Origin of the sequence: Streptomyces sp. NPDC005752 (assembly GCF_040630715.1) — a bacterium.
In the GTDB taxonomy this organism is placed as follows: Bacteria; Actinomycetota; Actinomycetes; order Streptomycetales; family Streptomycetaceae; genus Streptomyces.
Genome location: NZ_JBEXYB010000027.1, coordinates 78,676 through 97,319, shown reverse-complemented (window position 1 = coordinate 97,319; position 18,644 = coordinate 78,676). Strand labels below are relative to the sequence as shown.

Sequence of the window (18,644 nt, the reverse complement as noted above, 5' to 3'; positions counted from 1 at the left end):
CAGCAGCCCCGCCGGACGACCTCCGGAGCATGCATGACCGACTCTTCACGGCGAGCAGACGACGAGGCATCGTCGCGGCTCCGGATCGACCGGCGGGCCGCCGGCGAGACCGGGGTCGCGGAGCGCCTCGCGCTGAACCGTACCGGCAGCTTCGAATGGGATCTGGATGCCCGGACCCTGGCCATCGACGAAGCCGGGCTGACGGTCTTCGGCATGGACGCGGCGACCTTCGATGCGTCGCCGTCAGCCGTGGCGGACCGGCTGGACTCGGCGGACCGGGCGCGTCTGGAGACCACGATCGACGAGGCGGTCTCCGGCGGCAGCAACTCCTACAGCGTCCACTTCCAGATGCCGCTGGAGGACGGGACCAGCCAGTGGACCCATATCCAGGCGCGCATCATGCGGTCCGAGGACGGCCGGGCACACCGAGTCATCGGTCTCGTGCGGGATGCGACAGCCGAGGTCACCCATTCGGCCTTCGTTCTCGATCTGGAAAAGCGGCGCCGCCGCCAGACGAGCATCGTCGAGCGCACCACCGCCGCGATGTCACGCGCGGTGACCGTGGACGACGTCACCGCCGCGCTCACCGGCCCGGGTGGCCTGGTCGGGATCGGGGCGGACGGACTGGCGCTCGGGCTCGTCGAGAACTCGGCACTGAGGATCATCGCCCTGAGCGGTGACTCGGTGGAGGTTCTGGAGGGCCTGGGCTCCGGGCAGCTGGACGCGACGTTTCCCCTCGGGGACACGATCCTCAGCGGGCGCCCCCGGTTCATCACCTCTCTCGCCTCGCTGCTCCGGCGCTATCCGGTACTCGAACCCCATATCGGCGAGCTGAACTTCCGCGCTGTCGCCTATCTTCCGCTGATAGCACAGGCCCGCTCCCTGGGCGGACTCGCGCTCTTCTACCGGGAACGCACCGTGTTCAGCGCGGACGAGAGGATCCTGTGTCTGGGTCTGGCCGCCATCGTGGCCCAGTCGCTGCAGCGGGCGATCCTCTTCGACGAGGAACGCGAATTCGCCACAGGGCTGCAGTCGGCCATGCTTCCGCGGCGGATCCAGGAGATCGACGGCGGCGAGATCGCGGTCCGTTACCACGCGGCGTGGAGCGGACGCGAGGTCGGCGGCGACTGGTACGACGTGATCACCCTTCCCAAGGGCCGGATCGGCGTCGCGGTGGGCGATGTACAGGGGCACGACACACACGCCGCGGCGATCATGGGCCAGCTGCGGATCGCGCTGCGGGCGTACGCCGCCGAGGGGCACCCCCCGGCGACCGTACTGGCGCGGGCCTCCCGCTTCCTTGCCGAGCTGGACACCGATCGCTTCGCGACGGCGACGTACGCGCAGGTGGACCTCGCCACGGGGGCGGTGCGGGTGGCCCGCGCCGGACACTTCGGCCCGCTGATCAGGCACACCGACGGGCGGGTCGGCGTGCCTCAGGTGCGCGGAGGTCTGCCGCTGGGAATCTCCACGGACTTCCGTGACGAGGAGTATCCGGAGACCCGCCTCGACCTGGTGCCCGGGGAGACACTCGTCCTGTACACCGACGGGCTGGTTGAGGAACCGGGTGCCGATGTCGACACAGGGGTCGCGGCACTGATCCACGAGGTGAGTGACGGGCCCGACGGCGCGGAGGCGCTGGCCGACCACCTGTCCGACCGGCTGTGGGAGCGGTGGGGTTCGGGCGACGACGTGGCCTTGCTGGTCCTTCGGCGCAGCCCGGACCTCGGTTCGCCGAAGGCTCCCCGGCTGCATCAGTACATCCATCAGGCGGATCCGCAAGGGCTCTCGGACGCGCGGTCGATCGTGCGCCAGGCGCTGAACGAGTGGGGTCTCGCCGCCCTGGCCGACGATGCGGAGCTGGTGACCGGGGAGCTGTTGGTCAATGTGCTGCTGCACACGGAGGGCGGGGCGGTGCTGACACTGGAGGTGCTGCCGGAGCCGGTTCGGCACATCAGGCTGTCGGTCCAGGACCGATCAAGTGTCTGGCCGCGGCGCCGCGCGCCGGGCGAGACGTCGACCTCGGGGCGCGGTCTGCTGCTTCTCGACGCGGTCGCCGAACGGTGGGGCGTCGAGCCCCGGGGAGAAGGCAAGGCCGTCTGGTGCGAGATCGGCCCAGTTTCCTGATTCTGCGGCGTACGGCACGGGGGCGTACCGCAACGGAGTTGATGCGGTACGCCCCCGGCCGGCCCCCGGCGTTTCACCACCGGCGGGCCGTTTCTTCCCGGTCGTCAGTGCTGCGCGGTGCGGCGCTTACGGACGGACCACAGGATGCCGCCACCGGCGAGCAGAACCGCGAGAGCGGCTCCGCCGATGATCGGCGTGGCGGAGGAGGAACCGGTCTCCGCCAGGTCCGGCGCGCTGCTGCTCGGCTCCGCCGGAGCAGGCGCGGTCTCCGTGGCGGTCTCGCTCGGTGTCGCACTCGGCTCGGGGGTCTCCGAGGCGGGCGGCTCCGTGCTCGGGGTCTCCGAAGGAGTCTCCTCGGTCGGGGTGGGCGACGGAGAGTCGTCCTCGCACACCTCGGCGGTCTTCTCCTCCTGGAAGGAGTAGCGCTCGTCGTCCCCGGCCTTGACGACGAGGCGGACGGTCAGCTCCTTGTCGTGCTTCGGGAGCTGAATCGGGGTCTCCGTGCGGAACTCCCGGCCGAACTGGGTCTTGGCAAGCAGGTCCTCGCCGCCCACGACGGAGACGGTCACCTCATTGGTGGCCCGGTCCGAGTAGGCCTTCAGGTTGAGCGTGACTTCGGAGCAGGTCACGGCCCAGTTGGGGGTGTGAGCTGCGGCCGGACCTGCGGAGATGACCCCGCCTGCCAGGCCGACAATCGCGGCAGCCGCGAATGCTCCCGCGCCACGCCACGATCTCCTGGGTATGGTCATGAATTCTTCCTTCATACGAGTACACCGCTGGGATGGCGGTGGGGCGCACAGTACTGCCCCCCATCCCAGGGGGCACAACCGCCCCATGCCTCAGCGATACGTCAACCATGCACACAACGCCGCCACTTGTGACATCACGGACACGTCAGGATGGCCGGAAGCCACTGTGCTCACGGACACTCCGCTCCACGTGTGAGGGCGTTTCAGAGCGGCTTGTGCATGATGTGCAGCCCCACATAGCCCTGTTCGGGATGGTTGAACCCCTCGGGCAGGGTGCCGATGATCTCGAAGCCGAGGGAGCGGTACAGTCGCACGGCGTTGGTATTCGTCTCCACCACGGCGTTGAACTGCATCGCCCTGTATCCCGCCGTACGCGCCCAGTCCACGGTGTATTCGCACAGGGCCCTGCCCACACCCCGGCCGGATCGTTCCGGGTCGACCATGTAACTGGCGCTGGCGATGTGCGAGCCGTTGCCCATGTGATTCCTGTTCATCTTGGCGGTGCCGAGGACGGTCCCGGCGTCGTCCACCGCGACAACCGTGCGGTCAGGCCCCGGAAGGATCCACCAGCCCCGGGCAAGGTCCTCGCCGAGGTCGGTCGGATAAGTGAAGGTCTCGCCCGCAGCGACAATGGCGTGGAAGAACGGCCAGATCGCGGGCCAGTCCTCGTCGGTGGCTTCTCTGATCAACATGGGGCCACAATGCTCACACGAGCGGCGTCATGCAATCGCTTTAGTGGGCCCTGCTCCCTGGCCTTCGCAGGCCGATCCGATCGAGCAGCCCCCGCCCGGGAGTGGGCCTCCTGCCTGAGCGGCGGCCGACCCGGCCGCCTTGCCAGGAGACAGCGCCGGGTCCGCCCGGAACCGGTCCGTCCGGCATCGACCGGTCCGACGCGCCCCGGTCCGGGCCCGGTCGATCCGGTGTCGGCCGGAACGCCGAGGGGACGTATCCAGGGCGCGGAGCGGCTCGGATCGCCCGCGCCCGGTCGATCTCCAGCGTCAAGTTCACCCGGCGCCAGAGGATTTCGTCCGGATCGTCCGCCAGTATCAGCCTCGCCATCGCCTCCCTGCCGGATGCGGACCCCGGTCGTCCCAGCGCGGACTCCGGCCGCACCCGTGCGAGGTAAGCGCGCTCATAGGGATCCTCCACGACCTCTCCCAGCTGGACCGGGTCCAGGGCGGATGCCTGCAGGGCCGCGCGCACCCACGGGTCCTCCGCACGGCTCAGAAGCCTGTCGATCCTGCGTGAACGCCAGTTGCGGGCACGCCAGTCGGTGCCGGCCTCCAGCATGGTCCGCATCCCCACCGGGCTCCTGCCCGCGATCAGATCGGGTTCCTTCGACGCGAAGGTGAGGAGCTCGTCCACCAGATAGAGCCAGACCACCGCGCGGTAACGATTCAGGTGGAATGCGACGGGCGAGACGCAGCCGACACGGGCAAGTCCGGTGAAACGCACGGGGCTGACTCCGAGCAGCGTGGCCCCCTCCGCGGTCCCCGCCGTACGCACCCGGTCCTTCAGCGATTCCGGGAACCCCGGCAGAGCGCGCAGCCGGTCGATCTCCCGCTGCCGGAATCGTGGCCTCGACATGCCCGGCGCCTGGAGTGCACCGATCAGCCCCAGGTGGACGGCGAGGTCGAACTCTCCCCGCCTCAAGGACAACTCCTGGGCCGCGCGGGCGGCAAAGACGCACACAGGCGTGTTCGTCTCGGCTGTGCGCGGGCGGGCGGCTTCCCCAACGGTCATGATGTTCCTCCCCCATGAGTTCGCATACTCTCTGTGATCACAGTAGCCGGGGGAGCAACGCCTGGCCGAGCCTGTGGATAACTCCGGGTGCTGACGGGAGCCGCAGGTCAAAGGCGACAGGAGCCTGAGGGTGGTCCGGGTCAGAGACGGTCCATGCTCTCGGCGCCCTGCCGGGCCGTCACACCGAGGTGCTCACCTACCCGGTTGACCAACAGAGTCATCTCGTAGGCGACCTGGCCGGCATCGGCCTCGGCGGCAGTCAGCACGCAGAGGCAACTGCCGTCCCCCGCCGCCGTCACGAAGAGCAGGGCCTCGTCGAACTCCACCATGGTCTGGCGTGCTCTTCCCGCCCTGAAGTGGCGGCCCGACCCGCGGGCCAGGCTCTGCAGCCCCGACGAGACCGCTGCCAGGTGCTCGGCGTCCTCCCGGGCCAGACTTGTGCTCGCTCCGGTCACCAGCCCGTCGTTCGACAGCACCAGCGCGTGCTGGATGTACTCCACCCGCCTGGTGAGATCATCGAGAAGCCAGTCAAGTCCCCGGTCCAGCGCCATGTGCTCGTCCTCCCCGTTCATCCGTTCCACGCCTTTCGCGCAAGCCTTGCGTACGGCTCCTCTGCGGGCAAGCGCCTGCCCACTCCGGGGGCGTTGCTTCCCGCCACGGTCCGCCCGCCGCCGAGGACGGGTGTCCGAAGCACTTGCGAGACCGGATCACTATCCCCACCGCGCTGGATCCGCCCGGCCACCAACGGGACCTCGTCCCACCCAGGCGGCGCTCGAACGTGTGCACCGCTTCGCACCGTTTCCCTCAGGTGCGGACCAAGCGATCATGTCCGTATGGCCGATGACCACACACGCGTACAGAACTTCTTCTCCGTGCGAGCCGAGCAATGGGACAGGCGATTCCCCGATGACGGCCCCGCCTACACCGCCGCGGCCGGAGAGCTGGGTCTGCGTCCCGGCGGCACCGTGCTCGACGCGGGCTGCGGTACGGGTCGGGCCCTGCCTGCCCTGCGTACGGCCGTCGGACCCGCGGGCACGGTGATCGGCGCCGACCTGACGCCCGCGATGCTCGACGCGGCACGGCAAGCGGGAAGAGCGGCGAGCGGTGCTCTGCTGCTGGCGGATGTCGCACGGCTTCCGCTGCGCGACGGAACCCTCGACGCCGTCTTCGCCGCCGGTCTGATCTCACACCTGGCGCACCCGCGGCACGGGCTCTCGGAGCTGGCGCGGGTGGTGCGTCCGGGCGGTCGGCTCGCGCTGTTCCACCCCATCGGGCGTGCCGCTCTGGCAGCGCGGCACGCCAGGCCCCTCTCGGAAGACGACCTCAGGGCCGAGCCCCGTCTCACGTCCGTGCTGGCAGACGCGGGCTGGCGCCTGGACACCTACACCGACGAGGACAGCCGCTTCCTGGCGCTGGCCGTACGGACCGGCTGACTGCCCTTCCGCAGGCCGTCCCCCTTCGAACCGGACGAGCCGCCGCGGCCCCGGAGGATCGTCTCCGGTTCACTCGGACGGTGCGTCCGGTGCCCGTTTGTGCGGTACGGGGCAACCACGCACGCCCGGTGTGGGGAAGGTGCCGAGCCTGGACACCGCATAGCCGTCCGGATAGCCCTTGATCTCGGGGTTCTGGCGGGCGTAGTGGGGTGCGGTGCGTGGCGGCAGGAGGCGGACGGCGCGAGCCCTCAGGCGCAGGGCGCCACGGGTCAGCCCCCGGGCGATGGGCCCGGGGCGCTCGTACCGGAACGTCCGCAACAGCGAGTCGTCGAGCAGCGCCAGGCCGGCCCTGCGCACCACGGGCGCGAGTGGACGCGGGTACCACGTGCCCATCAGGGCGAGGGTGGCGTCGGATACCCGGCGCGCGCCCTCGTCCCAGCCGAAGTGCTCGGCCTCGTAGGAGTCCAGCGCGCGCTCGAAGTCCTCGTACGACTGCGGGATGTCCTGGATGCCCATGCGGCCGCCGAGTGTGCGGTAGTACGCGGCGAAGGCGCGCAGTTCGTGAGCGGACAGCTTGCGCCAGCCGTACGTGTCGAGCCAGCGCTTGGGGGAGACGACGAACGTGCAGAGCACATAGCGCATGTCGTCGTTGCTGATGTCGTAACTTCGGTGCATCCGGTTGATCCGCCGGACGGCCGTACGGCCCGCCTCACTGTCGAAACCGTGCTCGACGACGGTGTCGAGCAGAAGCACGGTGTCGTCGTACCTCTTCTGCGGACGCCCCGTCAGTTCCGCGGTCTCCGCCAGCAGCCGGCCGATGCTGGGCACTGCGTAGGTGCGGTACAGGGCGAGTTCGAGAGCACGGGTGATGTCCCAGGGGAATTCGTAGGAGACGGTGAGCCGGTAGATCTCCAGGAAGTCCCGCTCCGGGTCCAGCCGCTGGATCTCCTTCAGGCGCGCGTAGCGCTTCACCATGCTGTCCCCCTCGTCGGCCGGAGTCACAACCCTACGGGGGCCTGGCGGGCCGGCACCACGGCACGAAGGGTGCCGGCCCGCCGCTGCGTCCTGCGGGCTCGTGGCCGTCATCGCTTGTCAGGGCCTCGACGACAGGGTTACCGAGTAGTTAAGGTGCGCCGACGGACCAACGCGATCAGGGATGAGGGTGGGTGCTGTGGCTGGGACGGACGACAGGGTCGCCGACGACGACGCGCTGTTTGTGCTGACCGCGGTGCTGCTGACCCCCGCGCAGTTCCCCAGCGTGCTCGGCGACGACTACGTGGCTGCGTGCGCCACACTGGAGCTCGAGCCGTACGCCGAGGGGTACGGTCTCGTGCTCGGCCAGGACAGCGGCGGTGCGCGCTGGACGGTGGTCGTCGAGGACGTATCGCTGGTGGCGGTGGCCATCGCTTCGTGGGACTGCGGGATGGAGTACGACCTCTCCCCCGACGACCGCTCGGTGGTCTGCGCGCTCCCGGGATGGCCGCTCGCCCTGTCGGTCGCCGCCCCCGGCGTCCCCGAGCCGCACGATCCGTCGCCGACCCCGGACGGTCCGGCTCCGCTGACGCCGCCGGACACCGAGGTCTGGGGGCCTCCGCAACGACGCCTCGGCGCGGACGAGATCGCTCTGCAGTGGGCGGCGTGGCGCGAACAGGTCGACGACGAGACCGCGTTCGGGAGCTCCGCGGAACCCACGGGGGACGGGGAGGTCCCGGCCGACGGACCTCTGGCCGGCGAGGCTCGGGCAGGGGGCGGCGGGAGTCGGGCGGAAGCCGGTGGACCAGGGCAGCATGCCGGCGTACGCAAGGCTCTCGAAGCGGCCCGGGCGTATGTCGGCTCCCCGCCCCCGCCCGGCCGGATCCGCTCGGCGTTCGCCCCGGACGGGGCCCGTACCCTTCGGGCCGACGGCCCCGGCTGGTCACTGGTGGCCAGGACCGATGACATCGCGTTCATCCTGCTGGACGAGGAGCCCGGCGAGATCATGCCGGTCGGCCGCGGCCCCGAACTGCCCGGGCTGCTGAAGTCGCTCGATGGACTTGCCGTCCGGCCGGCCTGATCTCATACCGTACGCGCGGGCCGCCGGGACCTGCCAGGGACGGCTCGTGCGTACTACACGCGCTTGAGCGGACGGTGCGGTTCGGCCGGCAGTTGGACCTCGACCGCGTCACCCGGGCGCACGATCCCGCCCGTCGTGACGACGCCCATGACGCCGGCCTTCCGGACGACGGTGCCGTCGTCCGCACGGCCGACGACCTGCCGGAGCAGCCCCTCCTGGAAGTTGTCGATCTGCAGGCACGGGTTACGCAGACCGGTCACCTCGACGACCGCCTCGTTGCCGAGCCGGAGCAGGGTCCCCACCGGGAGCGCGAGGAGATCGATCCCGCTGGTGGTGACGTTCTCCCCGAGATCGCCCGGACCCACCTCGAACTCCGCGTCCCTGAGCTCGGCGAAGAGCTCCTGGTGCATCAGGTGGACCTGACGCAGATTGGGCTGCGTCGGGTCCTGGGCAACCCGGGAGCGGTGCTTGACGGTGCTGCCGGCGTGCACGTCGCCCTCCACACCGAGTCCGGCCAGGAGGGTGATGCTCTCCCTGGCCGGCTTGGTGAAGGAGTACACGTCGTTGCTGCTCACCGCCGTGACTGTGGCGTTCAGCGCCCTATCTCCTTGCGACTGATCCTGCGGAGCCTGCGCCTCTGTGACGGGTCGAGCATCAGGTACCCCAGCGTGGGGACGCCGATGAGGACCAGCAGCGACCACCAGAATCCGATGAACGGAATCAGGACGACTGCCGCGACGACTCCTCCGATGGCGATCTTTGCACCGTTGGACATGATCCATGCCTCCTCCGCGGCCGGAGCCGCTCCTGGTTGGAGAACGCCTGTGCGCCCCTGACAGTTCCACCGGCGGGAGACCGGCCCGGCGCTTTCTACCGGAGGGGCTCGCCGACCTCGTGCATGTGCCGCAGCGCCTGCCGGTAGGACTCGACGATGCCGGTCTCCGCGTACGGCATCCCGATCGACGCGCAGTGCGCCTTCACGAGAGGCTGTGCCAGCCTCAGGTGGGGACGGGGCATGCTCGGGAAGAGGTGGTGCTCTATCTGGTAGTTGAGGCCGCCGAGGAACCAGTCGGTGAGGACGGCGCCACGCACGTTGCGCGAGGTGAGAACCTGGCGCTGCAGATGCCCCCAGCGGTCGCCGTCGGGGTCGGGCATCTCCATGCCCTTGTGGTTCGGGGCGAAGGCCATGCCCAGGTGGAGGCCGAACAGCGCGTGGTGCACCAGGGCGAAGACGACGGCCTTGGCCGGGGACATGACGGTGAGGAGCAGCGCGGCGTACAGCGCGAGATGACCGGTCAGCAGGAGGGCGGACAGTACGCGCTCACGGACGGGCTGCCGCCGCAGGAACTGGAAGCCGTAGATCTTGAGGGCGATGCCTTCGAGGAGCAGCATCGGGAAGAAGAGCCGTGCCTGGTTACGGGTGAGCCAGCGGGCGAATCCCTCGCGCTGAGCGGCCTGCTTCTGGGTCCACACCAGGGCTCCGACACCGACGTCGGGGTCCTTGTCTATGTGGTTCGGGTTGGCGTGATGGCGCACGTGTTTGTCGTTCCACCAGGCCTCGTTCATACCGAGGAGGAGATTGGCGTGCACGAGGCCGACGATCCGGCCCGCCTTGCGGTCGCCGGTTATCTGGGCGTGGCCCGCGTCATGGCCGAAGAAGGCCGTGCGGGTCCACAGGATGGCCAGCGGGAGGGCGAGGAACACGTTCCACCAGGTGTCGCCGAGGAGGACCATGCCGGTGATCACAGCTCCGAGAGCGACCAGGTTGGCGGCCATCCCCGTCGCGTACCAGCCGGTGCGCCGCTCCAGGAGCCCCTGCCCCCTGACTGCCTTGAGGAGCGGTGCGAAGTCACTGCCGGGGGCCTGGGGGCTCTCCGGACTCTCCGATCCGTCGCGGGTGTGCTGCGCAACGGTGGCTGCTGCCGCTTGGGGCATGACGTCTCCGGTTTCTGGGCATCTGCGCTGACCTCGTCAAACGTACGGAGGGCGGGCCTGCGGCAACCATGGCGCCATCACCCCGGCCGTGCGGGGGGAATCCCCCGTGTCCGGCGGTGGTGCGGGCCGCACCCCAAGCTTCAGAAGGCAGAAATGAGTGAAGTGGATCACAGGGCATTTCTCCCGGGACGGGCCGTGGGTGGAGTACCCTCGGCGACCCCGGGCTCACTAGTCAAATTTGAGGAATCTGACATCGCTGTGCACAGGCTCCCTGCGGCAACACTCAACGAGTTCTCTGAACTGTCCCGCTGCTCCGCAGTCTTCCTCCCCGCGGATCCGGCCCGTACCGGCCTGATCGCGTTCTGGAATGCGGACGGTAGCACCCCTCCTGGTGATCCAGGGAGTCCGGCGGAGCTGACGGTCTTGGGCGGCGACGTCCGCCCGTACGTGGTCCCGGCGATTCTGTTGCCCGTGCGGGACGCACTGCCGGTACTCACACGGGCGCGGAAGGGCGCCCATGCCTCCCCGTCCTCGGCCTTCTGGGGCGCGGCCGGAGTGCTGGCGCTCCAACTCGTGGCCCGCGGACTGCTGCTGCCCGGGCTGAGTCCAACGGAACACGATGCGTGGCGTGCCGGCCCGCTGACCGCGGACGATCTCGAACGGATCCGGGTACTGGCGGCTTCCATGCCGCCCGACGCCCACGCGGTGCCGCTCGACGCGACGGCCGCTCCCGTACTGCTCGCAGAGCCGGAGTCGTTGCTGCGGTCGTTCATCGACGCGGTGGTGGACACGATCCCGCGGACGCCGGCGGCCGAATTCGTGGCGGGCTCACCGGCGTTCGCAGCCCGGACCGCGGAGCATCTGCCCGGGCTCGGTCCGTGGGCGGCCGATGTGGCGGCGGGCCATGACGCCGGCGTGCGGCTCTCGCTGCGGATCGAGGTCTCGGGGCTCGCCGACACCGCGCACGCGGAGGGTGCCGGGGACGACGCGGGCGGCACGCCCTCGTTCCGCGCGGTCCTTCAGATCCACAGCGTCCAGGACCCCGCCCAGGTCGCCGACGCGGCGGATGTGTGGGCCGACCGCTCCTCCGCAGCGTCGCTCTTCGGTCCGCGCGCCCGGATGGACGCTCTGCTCGCCCTGCGACGCGCCGCCCGCGCCTGGCCTCCGCTGGCACCCCTTCTGTCGGCCGCTGTCCCGGACGCCGTCGAGCCTGCTGACGAGGAGATCGCGGAGCTGCTGGGCCCGGCCTCCCGAGACCTCGCCGCGACAGGTGTCCAGGTGCACTGGCCCAAGGAGCTGGCGAGGAAGCTCACCGCGCGAGCGGTGATCGGCCCGCCCGAGGACAGGGGGACCGCCGCACGCTCCGAATCGGACACGCCGTCCTTCATGTCGGCCGACGCACTGCTCGCGTTCGACTGGCGGTTCGCGCTGGGCGACACGAACCTGAGCAGGGCGGAGCTCGACCGCCTGGCCGAGGCGCGCAGACCGCTGGTCAGACTGCGTGACCAGTGGGTTCTCCTCGACCCGGAGGACGCCCGGCGCGCCCGGGAGACCCGGGACCGCACAGTGACCCCCATCGACGCGCTGGGGGCCGTTCTGACCGGAACCACCGACGTCGACGGCCACCGGGTGGAGGTGGCCGCGACGGGCTGGCTCGAGCAGCTGCGCGAGAGGATCGCCGACCCTGAGACAGGCGACCGCCGGACGGTCGGACAGCCGGAGGCGCTCGACGCGAGCCTGCGCGACTACCAGCTGCGCGGCATGAACTGGCTTCACACCATGACCTCGCTGGGCCTCGGCTGCTGCCTCGCCGACGACATGGGACTCGGCAAGACGATCACGCTGATCGCGCTCCACCTGCACCGGCAGGGCGTCGCGTCGGCTGCGGGCCCCACGCTCGTGGTGTGCCCCACCTCCCTCATGGGCAACTGGCAGCGGGAGATCGAGAAGTTCGCCCCCGGCACTCCCGTACGCCGCTTCCACGGCGGGTCACGCTCTCTGGAGGGCCTGGCGGACGGCGAGTTCGTCCTGACCACCTACGGCACGATGCGTCTCGACGCGGCGCGGCTGGCCGAGGGCTCCTGGGGCATGGTCGTCGCCGACGAGGCGCAGCACGTCAAGAATCCGCACTCGGCGACCGCGAAGCAGCTGCGCACCATCGGCGGGCGGGGCCGCATCGCCCTCACCGGAACCCCGGTGGAGAACAACCTCTCCGAACTGTGGGCGATCCTCGACTGGACGACCCCCGGACTGCTCGGGCGGCTCGGCGCGTTCCGTAGCCGCTACGCGAGCGCGGTGGAGGGCGGCGACGACCCGGCCGCGGCCGAGCGGCTCGCCTCCCTGGTACGTCCGTTCCTGCTGCGTCGCCGCAAGTCCGACCCCGGCATCGCGCCCGAGCTGCCCCCGAAGACGGAGACGGACCGCGCCGTGTCACTCACCGCGGAGCAGACCGGTCTGTACGAGGCGGTGGTACGCGAGACGCTGGACGCGATCGCCGGTGCGGACGGTTTCGCACGGCGCGGACTGGTCATGAAACTGCTGACGGCCCTCAAGCAGATCTGCAACCACCCGGCGCAGTACCTCAAGGAGGAACGGCCGCGGATCGTGGACCGCTCGGGGAAGGTGGAGCTGTTGGACGAGCTGCTCGACACCATCCTCGCCGAGGATGCGAGCGTGCTGGTGTTCACCCAGTACGTGCAGATGGCGCGGCTGCTGGAGCAGCATCTGGCGGCACGCGGGATCCGCACCCAGTTCCTGCACGGCGGTACCCCGGTCGCAGTGCGGGAGACGATGGTGAATCGCTTCCAGGCGGGCGAGGCACCGGTGTTCCTGCTGTCGCTGAAGGCCGCGGGGACGGGGCTCAACCTCACCCGGGCAGGTCATGTCGTGCACTTCGACCGCTGGTGGAATCCGGCCGTGGAGGCGCAGGCCACCGACCGTGCGTACCGGATCGGACAGACCCAGCCGGTGCAGGTGCACCGGCTGATCGCCGAGGGCACCGTCGAGGACAGGATCGCAGCCATGCTGGCCCGGAAGCAGGGCCTCGCGGACGCGGTGCTCGGCAGCGGTGAGGCCGCGCTGACGGAACTGAGCGATGCGGAACTGGCCGAGCTGGTCGAACTGCGGGGGAGCGCACGATGAACGGGAGCTACGAGCCGGAGCGTACGTTTGCCGCGCTGCCGCCCGCACAGGGCCGTGGCTTCGCGTCGTCCTGGTGGGGGCGGGCGTGGCTGAAGGCGTTGGAGGACACGGCGCTCGACGGTCAGCAGCTGAAAGCGGGACGGAGGCTGGCCCGCGAGGGCAGGGTCGGCGCGGTGTCCGTCCGGCCGGGCCGGCTGACCGCGGTCGTGCGGGACCGCGATTCGACGGATTACCGCAGTGACGTACTGCTCCAGGAGCTGAGCGAGGAGGACTGGGGCCGCTTCCTGGACATGGCGTCCGAGCGCTCCGGGCACATCGCCGCCCTCCTCGACCGTGAGATGCCGACGCACCTGGTGGAGGACGCGGCCGCTGCGGGCCTCGACCTGCTGCCGGGCATCGGCGACCTGGAGCCGGAGTGCAGCTGCGAGGCCTGGGACCACTGTCCGCATTCGGGTGCCCTGTGCTACCAGGTGGCCCGGCTGCTCGACCAGGATCCGTTCGTGCTGCTGCTGTTGCGGGGCCGCGACGAGCGTCGGCTGCTCGACGAGTTGCAGGAGCGAAGCGCCGCTCGTGCCGTCCGTGGGCCGGACGGCGACGCGTCCGCGGAGGGTCCGGCCGACGAGGCGGCGGCTCGGGGCGTGCGGGCCGACGAGGCGTACGCGGCGCGCGGCATTCTGCCCGCGCTGCCCCCTCCCCCGCCCCTGCCCGCGGAGCCGGGCATGTCGCCCTCGCTGGACACGGAGACGGCCCCGGGCGCGGGCATCGACCCCTCGGCCCTGGAGTTCCTGGCGGCGGACAGCGCCGTACGGGCGTTCACGATGCTGGCGGAGGCACTCACCCCGGGTCACGAACAGCAGCCTCCGGCGCCCGCCCTGACACCGCGGCAGGACGCCGTGCGGCTGGCTGCCGAAGGCCGGCCGGGCCCCCGCCTCGCTGCGCGTCTGGGCACGGCCGCCGGCCGCGGCCCGAGCGGGCTCGACACCGCCGTGCGGGCGTGGCGGTTCGGCGGGCCGGCCGCGCTGGCCGTGTGTGAGGAGGAGTGGCTGCCCGGCCCGGAGGACCTCGCCCGTGCCCGGGCACAGATCGCCGGGGCATGGGAGGAGGGCGAAGCTCCGCACTTCCGTGCCGCCGAAAACCGCTGGACCGTGGTCGGTTCGGGTGCACAGCTGAGGTACGGGCGCGAGGGGCGATGGTGGCCGTACGTCAAGGAGCGGGGCCGGTGGGTGCCGGCCGGGCCGGCGGAGGACGATCCGGCGTCCGCCCTGGCCGGTGTGCTGTCCGGTTCCTGACGGGCAGGCACTCGGCACTCCTGACTCGGTTCGCACGGAACCGTACGGTGGGGCGGCGCGTGTTGTGCCCTAGACGGACACCCCCACCCCCAGGAGTGCTGATGCAGCGCAGACGGATTCTTCAGGGCGCCGCGGTCACCGCAGCCGCGGCGCTACTCCCGGCTTCCGTCCGGGCCGTGGCCGCCCCCACGGCGGTCACGGACTACCCGGGGGCACAGTGGTCCCCGGCATCGACGTCCAACTACACCGTTTCGAGCCGCCCTTCGGCGTATCCGGTCAACCGCGTCATCATCCATGTCGCCCAGCAGACGTTCACCGAGACGATCGGCATCTTCCAGAATCCGGCCAAACAGGTCTCCGCCCACTACGTGGTGCGCTCGGGCGACGGCTTCGTGGCCCAGTGCGTGCGGGAGCGGGACATCGCCTGGCACGCGGGGAACTGGGACTACAACACCGGCAGCATCGGGATCGAGCACGAGGGGTGGGTCGATCAGCCCTCGTACTTCACGCACGCGATGTACGAACAATCGGCGAGGCTCACGGCGGACATCTGCGACCGCTACGGTCTGACCAAGGACCGTGCGCACATCATCGGCCACCACGAGGTGCCGGGCAGCGACCACACCGACCCCGGGGTCAATTGGGACTGGGTGCGCTACATCCGTCTCGTCAACCTGGTCTGAGCCCCTGCGGCAGACGCTGAGGCGAAGAGGCCGGCATGCCCGGGACCGGCGAACGGCCCGCGCTCATCCAGGTGGAGGGGCGCCTTCCCCTTCACCTCGTTCGCGAGTCGGAACTCCGCCGTCCCGGCCATCGGCGCGGCCCCCGTCCGGTGCTCCCCCGGCCGCCTCGGGGGCATCCACTCCCCCGGCATCCGGTGGCCCCACGGCCCCTCCGCCCCGCAGTCGGTCCAGGTCGGAGGACCGGACCTGGATGACCAGCAGTGCGATCAGCGCGGCCACGACGGAGAAGACGGCGGCGGCGACGAACGCGCTCGAGACACCCGAGGCCAGTACCTGGTCGCCCCACGGCGGGGGAAGTTCCCCTGTCCTGCGGAACTCCAACTGCTGAGCCGGGGTCGCCTCGGCGAGGAAGCGGGGTATCTGATCCGTCGCCTCGTTGCGACTCGCCGTACCGAACACGGTCACCAGGATGGACAGGCCCAGCGAACCACCTACCTGCTGGGTGGCGTTGAGGACCCCGGACGCGGCTCCCGCCTCTCTGGGCACGACACCTGAGACCGCCATCAGTGTCAGGGACACGAATTGCATGCCCATGCCGAAACCGAAGACGAGAATGGGGCCGAGGATACTGCCCAGGTACGTGCTGTCGACATCGGTCATCGTGAGCCAGCCGAGTCCCACCGCCGCCAGGATCGCGCCCGCCACCATGAAGGGCTTGGGACCCCATCTGGGCAGCAACTGCGAGGCGAGACCCGCACTGATCGCGATGATCACGCTGACCGGCAGGAAGGCGAGCCCGGCGCGCAACGGGCTGAAGTCGAGGATGTTCTGCACGAAGAGGGTGAGGAAGAAGAACATGCCGAACATCGCCGCGGCCAGACTCAGCATCATCCCGTAGGCGCCGGCGCGGTTGCGGTCACCGAACATGTGCAGGGGGGTGATGGGCTGCCTCGACCGACGCTCGACGGCCAGGAAGACCAGGAGGAAGACCACTGCGCCCACGAAGGCCCCGATGGTCAGGGTGTCCGTCCAGCCGTCCTCGGAAGCCCTGATGAAACCGTAGACGAGCAGCACCATGCCGAGCGTAGAGGTGAGCGCCCCGAGAAGGTCGAAGTGGCCGGGGTGGCGTTCGGACTCTTTGATGTACCGCGGCGTCGCGAGGGCGATCAGCAGGCCGATCGGCACGTTGACGAAGAGGACCCAACGCCAGTCGAGCCACTCCACCAGCAAGCCGCCGGCGAGCAGGCCGATCGCGCTTCCGCCGGCGGACACGGCGGCGAACACACCGAACGCCCGGTTCCGCTCGGGTCCTTCGCGGAAGGTCGTGGTGATGAGGGAGAGTGCCGTCGGTGAGGCGATCGCACCGCCCACGCCCTGGAGCGCCCGTGCGGCGAGCAGTTGCCAGGACTCCTGCGAGAGGCCGCCCAGCAGCGAGGCCAGCACGAAGAGCAGCACCCCGAAGACGAAGACCCTGCGGCGCCCGAGGATGTCCCCCAGCCGGCCTCCGAGCAGGAGCAGCCCGCCGAAGGTCAGGGTGTAGGCGTTGATGACCCACGACAGGTTCTCGGTCGAGAAGCCGAGCGAGGTCTGAATGTGCGGCAGGGCGATGTTCACGATGGTGATGTCGAGAACCACCATCAACTGACACGAGGCGATGATGAACAGCGCTATTCCCTTGCCGTGGCCCCGCTCCGGGGCTTCGGCAAGGGGCGCGGACTTCCCTCGGGATCCGGTCATAGCTGTGTGTGCCGTACGTCTTCAGCGAACGAAACGTTCACTCATCGACGTTAGGACGGACCGGACAGGGCCGCCAATCGATCACACGGCACGGGCGCGGACCGCGTCCGGGACAGGCCCTCCGCGGGACTGCCGGGAACTACCAGTAGTGACGGCGGCCTCCGACCGCGTGGCCCACTGCCCCGAGGAGCCACAGGGCGAGCCCGATCACGAGCAGGATGATCCCGATGGTCCACAGGACCCCCAGGCCCGTCACCAGGCCGAGGATGAGAAGGATGGCTCCGATGATGATCATGGCTGCCTCCGATCGCAGCACCCCTCCTCGAAGAGGAGGGATATAAGTGAGGATATGCCCTGATCGGCAGCCATGCCCAGAACCCCACCGATCCGCTGCCGTCAAGGTCCGTCGTACGTCAATCCCGGGGCAGCAGAGTCCCCAGCGGGCCGAGATCGAGGTTGAGGTCCTCAGGACGCACCCCGTGCTGCTCACAGAGCTCAGCCATCCGCTGGTCGAGCAGCATCAGCGTGGTCCCGATCTCGTCCACCTGGCCGTCGGTGAGGTCCCCCTGATCGATACGGCGGATGGCCTGGCGTTCCATGAGCTGCCGCAGGAGTTCCACCACGGTCAGCACGAGCGCCACGAGGTCCCGCCCCAGCTGGTCGGAGTCGACATCGAGTCGCGAGGCCGTCACAGGGGGCCTCCGTCCGCCCAGGGGGCCGGGACACGTTCGTTGACGGAGGAGAGCAGGGCGTGGAGTGACAGCCGCACGAGCGGGACGTCCGCGATCGCGATCACGAGGTCGCCGCTGATCACCACGCCGGTCGCCAGCACCCGGTCCAGCAGGTCGACCAGCGGCACGCCGATGGGGCCGCTCAGAGGCTCGGGGTTGTCCCAGGGGACCACTTCGCGTTGCACGCCTACACCTCGCCGACGAACGAGTACGGCACCCACGGCCCGGAAAGTTCGATCCGGGCACCGGTCTCGTCCCGCAGTGTCCGGCTGAGCGCGTCGAGTTCCGCTGTGCGGTGCTCCGCCACCAGGTAGGTGGCGTTGAGCACCTGCACGCGGCTCTGCCCTGCCGGCTCGGGTGAGTGCAGCCGCAGCCTGCGCCCCGAGGCGGCGAGGTTCTGGAACGCGGAGTCCACGGCTTCGGCGACCCTCAGGGCGTCTTCGTGCCGCCGCTCACGCCGCGCCTGCACTCCTCGCTTGCGCTCCAGATAGGCGAGGCCGGCTCCGGGAGCCGGGCGTGAGCGTGCGGCCGGCGTCTCCGCACGGGAAGGAACGGGGTTCGGGTCCGGCACCGGCGACTCGGTCGCGTAGACCTTCACACCCCACTCGCGGTGGCCCGCGGTGCGCTCCAGAGCAGCACGGAATCGCTCGGTCTCGCCGAGAAGTGCCTGCCGGGCCCGCTCGTCGTCGTGGTAGAGGGTGGCCAGGGGGAGGGGAACGGTGGGACACGAAACGGCGACCGCGGACACCACGTCGTGATGCGCGCGTGCGCAGCGTTCGAGCTCGTCCCGGTCGGACATCCGGGCCTGCCACGCCTCGTCGGTGAATTCGGACGCTCGGACGGTCTGGACGATCGCGGTCAGCCCACCGAACCGCAGCGGACGCGGAGGTGTGCCCACCGCGACACCCGGAAGGCGGAGCAAGGCCGCCGGATCGGGCGCGTCACACACCGCGAATACGTACAGGGCGCTCTCGTCCGCCGCCTGTTCGGCTCCCCGCTCCGTCATGTGGCTCGATTCTCCTC

At 70.2% G+C, this 18,644-nt stretch carries 19 protein-coding genes; 6 read left to right on the top strand and 13 right to left on the bottom strand.

Translation table 11 applies throughout. The features are described 5' to 3' along the window. Nucleotides 1-33: 33 nt before the first annotated feature. Nucleotides 34-2,127 (top strand): SpoIIE family protein phosphatase, encoded by a 2,094-nt coding sequence (locus ABZ441_RS23095; RefSeq protein ID WP_358977334.1) that lies wholly within the window; start codon nt 34-36, stop codon nt 2,125-2,127. Nucleotides 2,128-2,231: 104 nt separating this feature from the next. Here ABZ441_RS23095 and ABZ441_RS23090 read toward each other — a convergent pair whose 3' ends face one another. The 4 genes from ABZ441_RS23090 to ABZ441_RS23075 form a co-directional block, all read right to left on the bottom strand. Further along, nucleotides 2,232-2,876, bottom strand: a complete 645-nt coding sequence (locus ABZ441_RS23090; RefSeq protein ID WP_358977332.1) for an LAETG motif-containing sortase-dependent surface protein — start codon at nt 2,874-2,876, stop codon at nt 2,232-2,234. 203 nt (nt 2,877-3,079) lie between these two features. Beyond that, a complete protein-coding gene (locus tag ABZ441_RS23085; protein WP_358977330.1) occupies nt 3,080-3,568 on the bottom strand; it encodes a GNAT family N-acetyltransferase in 489 nt (162 codons plus the stop codon). Between the two features lie 40 nt (nt 3,569-3,608). Beyond that, complete coding sequence (locus tag ABZ441_RS23080; protein WP_358977328.1) at nt 3,609-4,619, bottom strand: DUF6397 family protein; 1,011 nt, start codon at nt 4,617-4,619, stop codon at nt 3,609-3,611. A 140-nt stretch (nt 4,620-4,759) separates the two neighbouring features. Then, the gene (locus tag ABZ441_RS23075; protein WP_358977363.1) at nt 4,760-5,170 is read right to left on the bottom strand and encodes a roadblock/LC7 domain-containing protein; all 411 of its coding nucleotides are present in this window, start codon (nt 5,168-5,170) and stop codon (nt 4,760-4,762) included. Nucleotides 5,171-5,452: 282 nt separating this feature from the next. Between ABZ441_RS23075 and ABZ441_RS23070 the strand changes: the two genes are divergently transcribed. Further along, nucleotides 5,453-6,052 carry a methyltransferase domain-containing protein gene (locus tag ABZ441_RS23070; RefSeq protein WP_358977326.1) on the top strand — a complete coding sequence of 200 codons (600 nt, stop codon included), beginning with the start codon at nt 5,453-5,455 and terminating at the stop codon, nt 6,050-6,052. Nucleotides 6,053-6,121: 69 nt separating this feature from the next. Here the strand turns inward: ABZ441_RS23070 and ABZ441_RS23065 are convergent, their stop codons facing one another. After that, nucleotides 6,122-7,027, bottom strand: coding sequence for an oxygenase MpaB family protein (locus ABZ441_RS23065; protein WP_358977324.1), 906 nt, complete (start codon nt 7,025-7,027; stop codon nt 6,122-6,124). Nucleotides 7,028-7,223: 196 nt separating this feature from the next. On the opposite strand from ABZ441_RS23065, the gene ABZ441_RS23060 reads away from it, so the two are divergent. Further along, nucleotides 7,224-8,105, top strand: a complete 882-nt coding sequence (locus ABZ441_RS23060) for a hypothetical protein (RefSeq protein WP_358977322.1) — start codon at nt 7,224-7,226, stop codon at nt 8,103-8,105. Between the two features lie 53 nt (nt 8,106-8,158). Here the strand turns inward: ABZ441_RS23060 and ABZ441_RS23055 are convergent, their stop codons facing one another. The 3 genes from ABZ441_RS23055 to ABZ441_RS23045 form a co-directional block, all read right to left on the bottom strand. Further along, nucleotides 8,159-8,701, bottom strand: coding sequence for an MOSC domain-containing protein (locus ABZ441_RS23055; RefSeq protein WP_358977361.1), 543 nt, complete (start codon nt 8,699-8,701; stop codon nt 8,159-8,161). Beyond that, nucleotides 8,698-8,880, bottom strand: a complete 183-nt coding sequence (locus ABZ441_RS23050) for a hypothetical protein (RefSeq protein WP_145804952.1) — start codon at nt 8,878-8,880, stop codon at nt 8,698-8,700. Before ABZ441_RS23050 ends, ABZ441_RS23055 begins: the two co-directional genes overlap by 4 nt. A gap of 95 nt (nt 8,881-8,975) precedes the next feature. After that, a complete protein-coding gene (locus tag ABZ441_RS23045) occupies nt 8,976-10,040 on the bottom strand; it encodes an acyl-CoA desaturase (protein WP_358977319.1) in 1,065 nt (354 codons plus the stop codon). Nucleotides 10,041-10,298: 258 nt separating this feature from the next. On the opposite strand from ABZ441_RS23045, the gene ABZ441_RS23040 reads away from it, so the two are divergent. The 3 genes from ABZ441_RS23040 (at nt 10,299) to ABZ441_RS23030 (ending at nt 15,153) form a co-directional block, all read left to right on the top strand. After that, nucleotides 10,299-13,181 carry a DEAD/DEAH box helicase gene (locus tag ABZ441_RS23040; protein ID WP_358977316.1) on the top strand — a complete coding sequence of 961 codons (2,883 nt, stop codon included), beginning with the start codon at nt 10,299-10,301 and terminating at the stop codon, nt 13,179-13,181. Continuing rightward, the gene (locus ABZ441_RS23035) at nt 13,178-14,470 is read left to right on the top strand and encodes an SWF or SNF family helicase (protein ID WP_358977314.1); all 1,293 of its coding nucleotides are present in this window, start codon (nt 13,178-13,180) and stop codon (nt 14,468-14,470) included. The genes ABZ441_RS23040 and ABZ441_RS23035 overlap by 4 nt, the downstream gene beginning before the upstream one ends. Nucleotides 14,471-14,571: 101 nt before the next feature. Beyond that, nucleotides 14,572-15,153 (top strand): N-acetylmuramoyl-L-alanine amidase, encoded by a 582-nt coding sequence (locus tag ABZ441_RS23030; RefSeq protein ID WP_358977312.1) that lies wholly within the window; start codon nt 14,572-14,574, stop codon nt 15,151-15,153. Nucleotides 15,154-15,216: 63 nt separating this feature from the next. Here the strand turns inward: ABZ441_RS23030 and ABZ441_RS23025 are convergent, their stop codons facing one another. From ABZ441_RS23025 to ABZ441_RS23005, 5 genes are all read right to left on the bottom strand, one after another. Next, a complete protein-coding gene (locus tag ABZ441_RS23025; protein WP_358977310.1) occupies nt 15,217-16,890 on the bottom strand; it encodes an MFS transporter in 1,674 nt (557 codons plus the stop codon). 139 nt (nt 16,891-17,029) lie between these two features. Next, nucleotides 17,030-17,185 carry a DUF6131 family protein gene (locus ABZ441_RS23020; protein WP_167359481.1) on the bottom strand — a complete coding sequence of 52 codons (156 nt, stop codon included), beginning with the start codon at nt 17,183-17,185 and terminating at the stop codon, nt 17,030-17,032. A 118-nt stretch (nt 17,186-17,303) separates the two neighbouring features. After that, nucleotides 17,304-17,582: a gas vesicle protein K gene (locus tag ABZ441_RS23015; protein WP_358977308.1), complete on the bottom strand. Its 279-nt coding sequence runs from the start codon at nt 17,580-17,582 to the stop codon at nt 17,304-17,306. After that, nucleotides 17,579-17,806, bottom strand: coding sequence for a gas vesicle protein (locus ABZ441_RS23010; RefSeq protein WP_073752302.1), 228 nt, complete (start codon nt 17,804-17,806; stop codon nt 17,579-17,581). Before ABZ441_RS23010 ends, ABZ441_RS23015 begins: the two co-directional genes overlap by 4 nt. 2 nt (nt 17,807-17,808) lie before the next feature. Continuing rightward, entirely contained in the window at nt 17,809-18,627 is an 819-nt protein-coding gene (locus tag ABZ441_RS23005; RefSeq protein WP_358977305.1) for a GvpL/GvpF family gas vesicle protein, read from the bottom strand. Nucleotides 18,628-18,644: the final 17 nt, after the last annotated feature.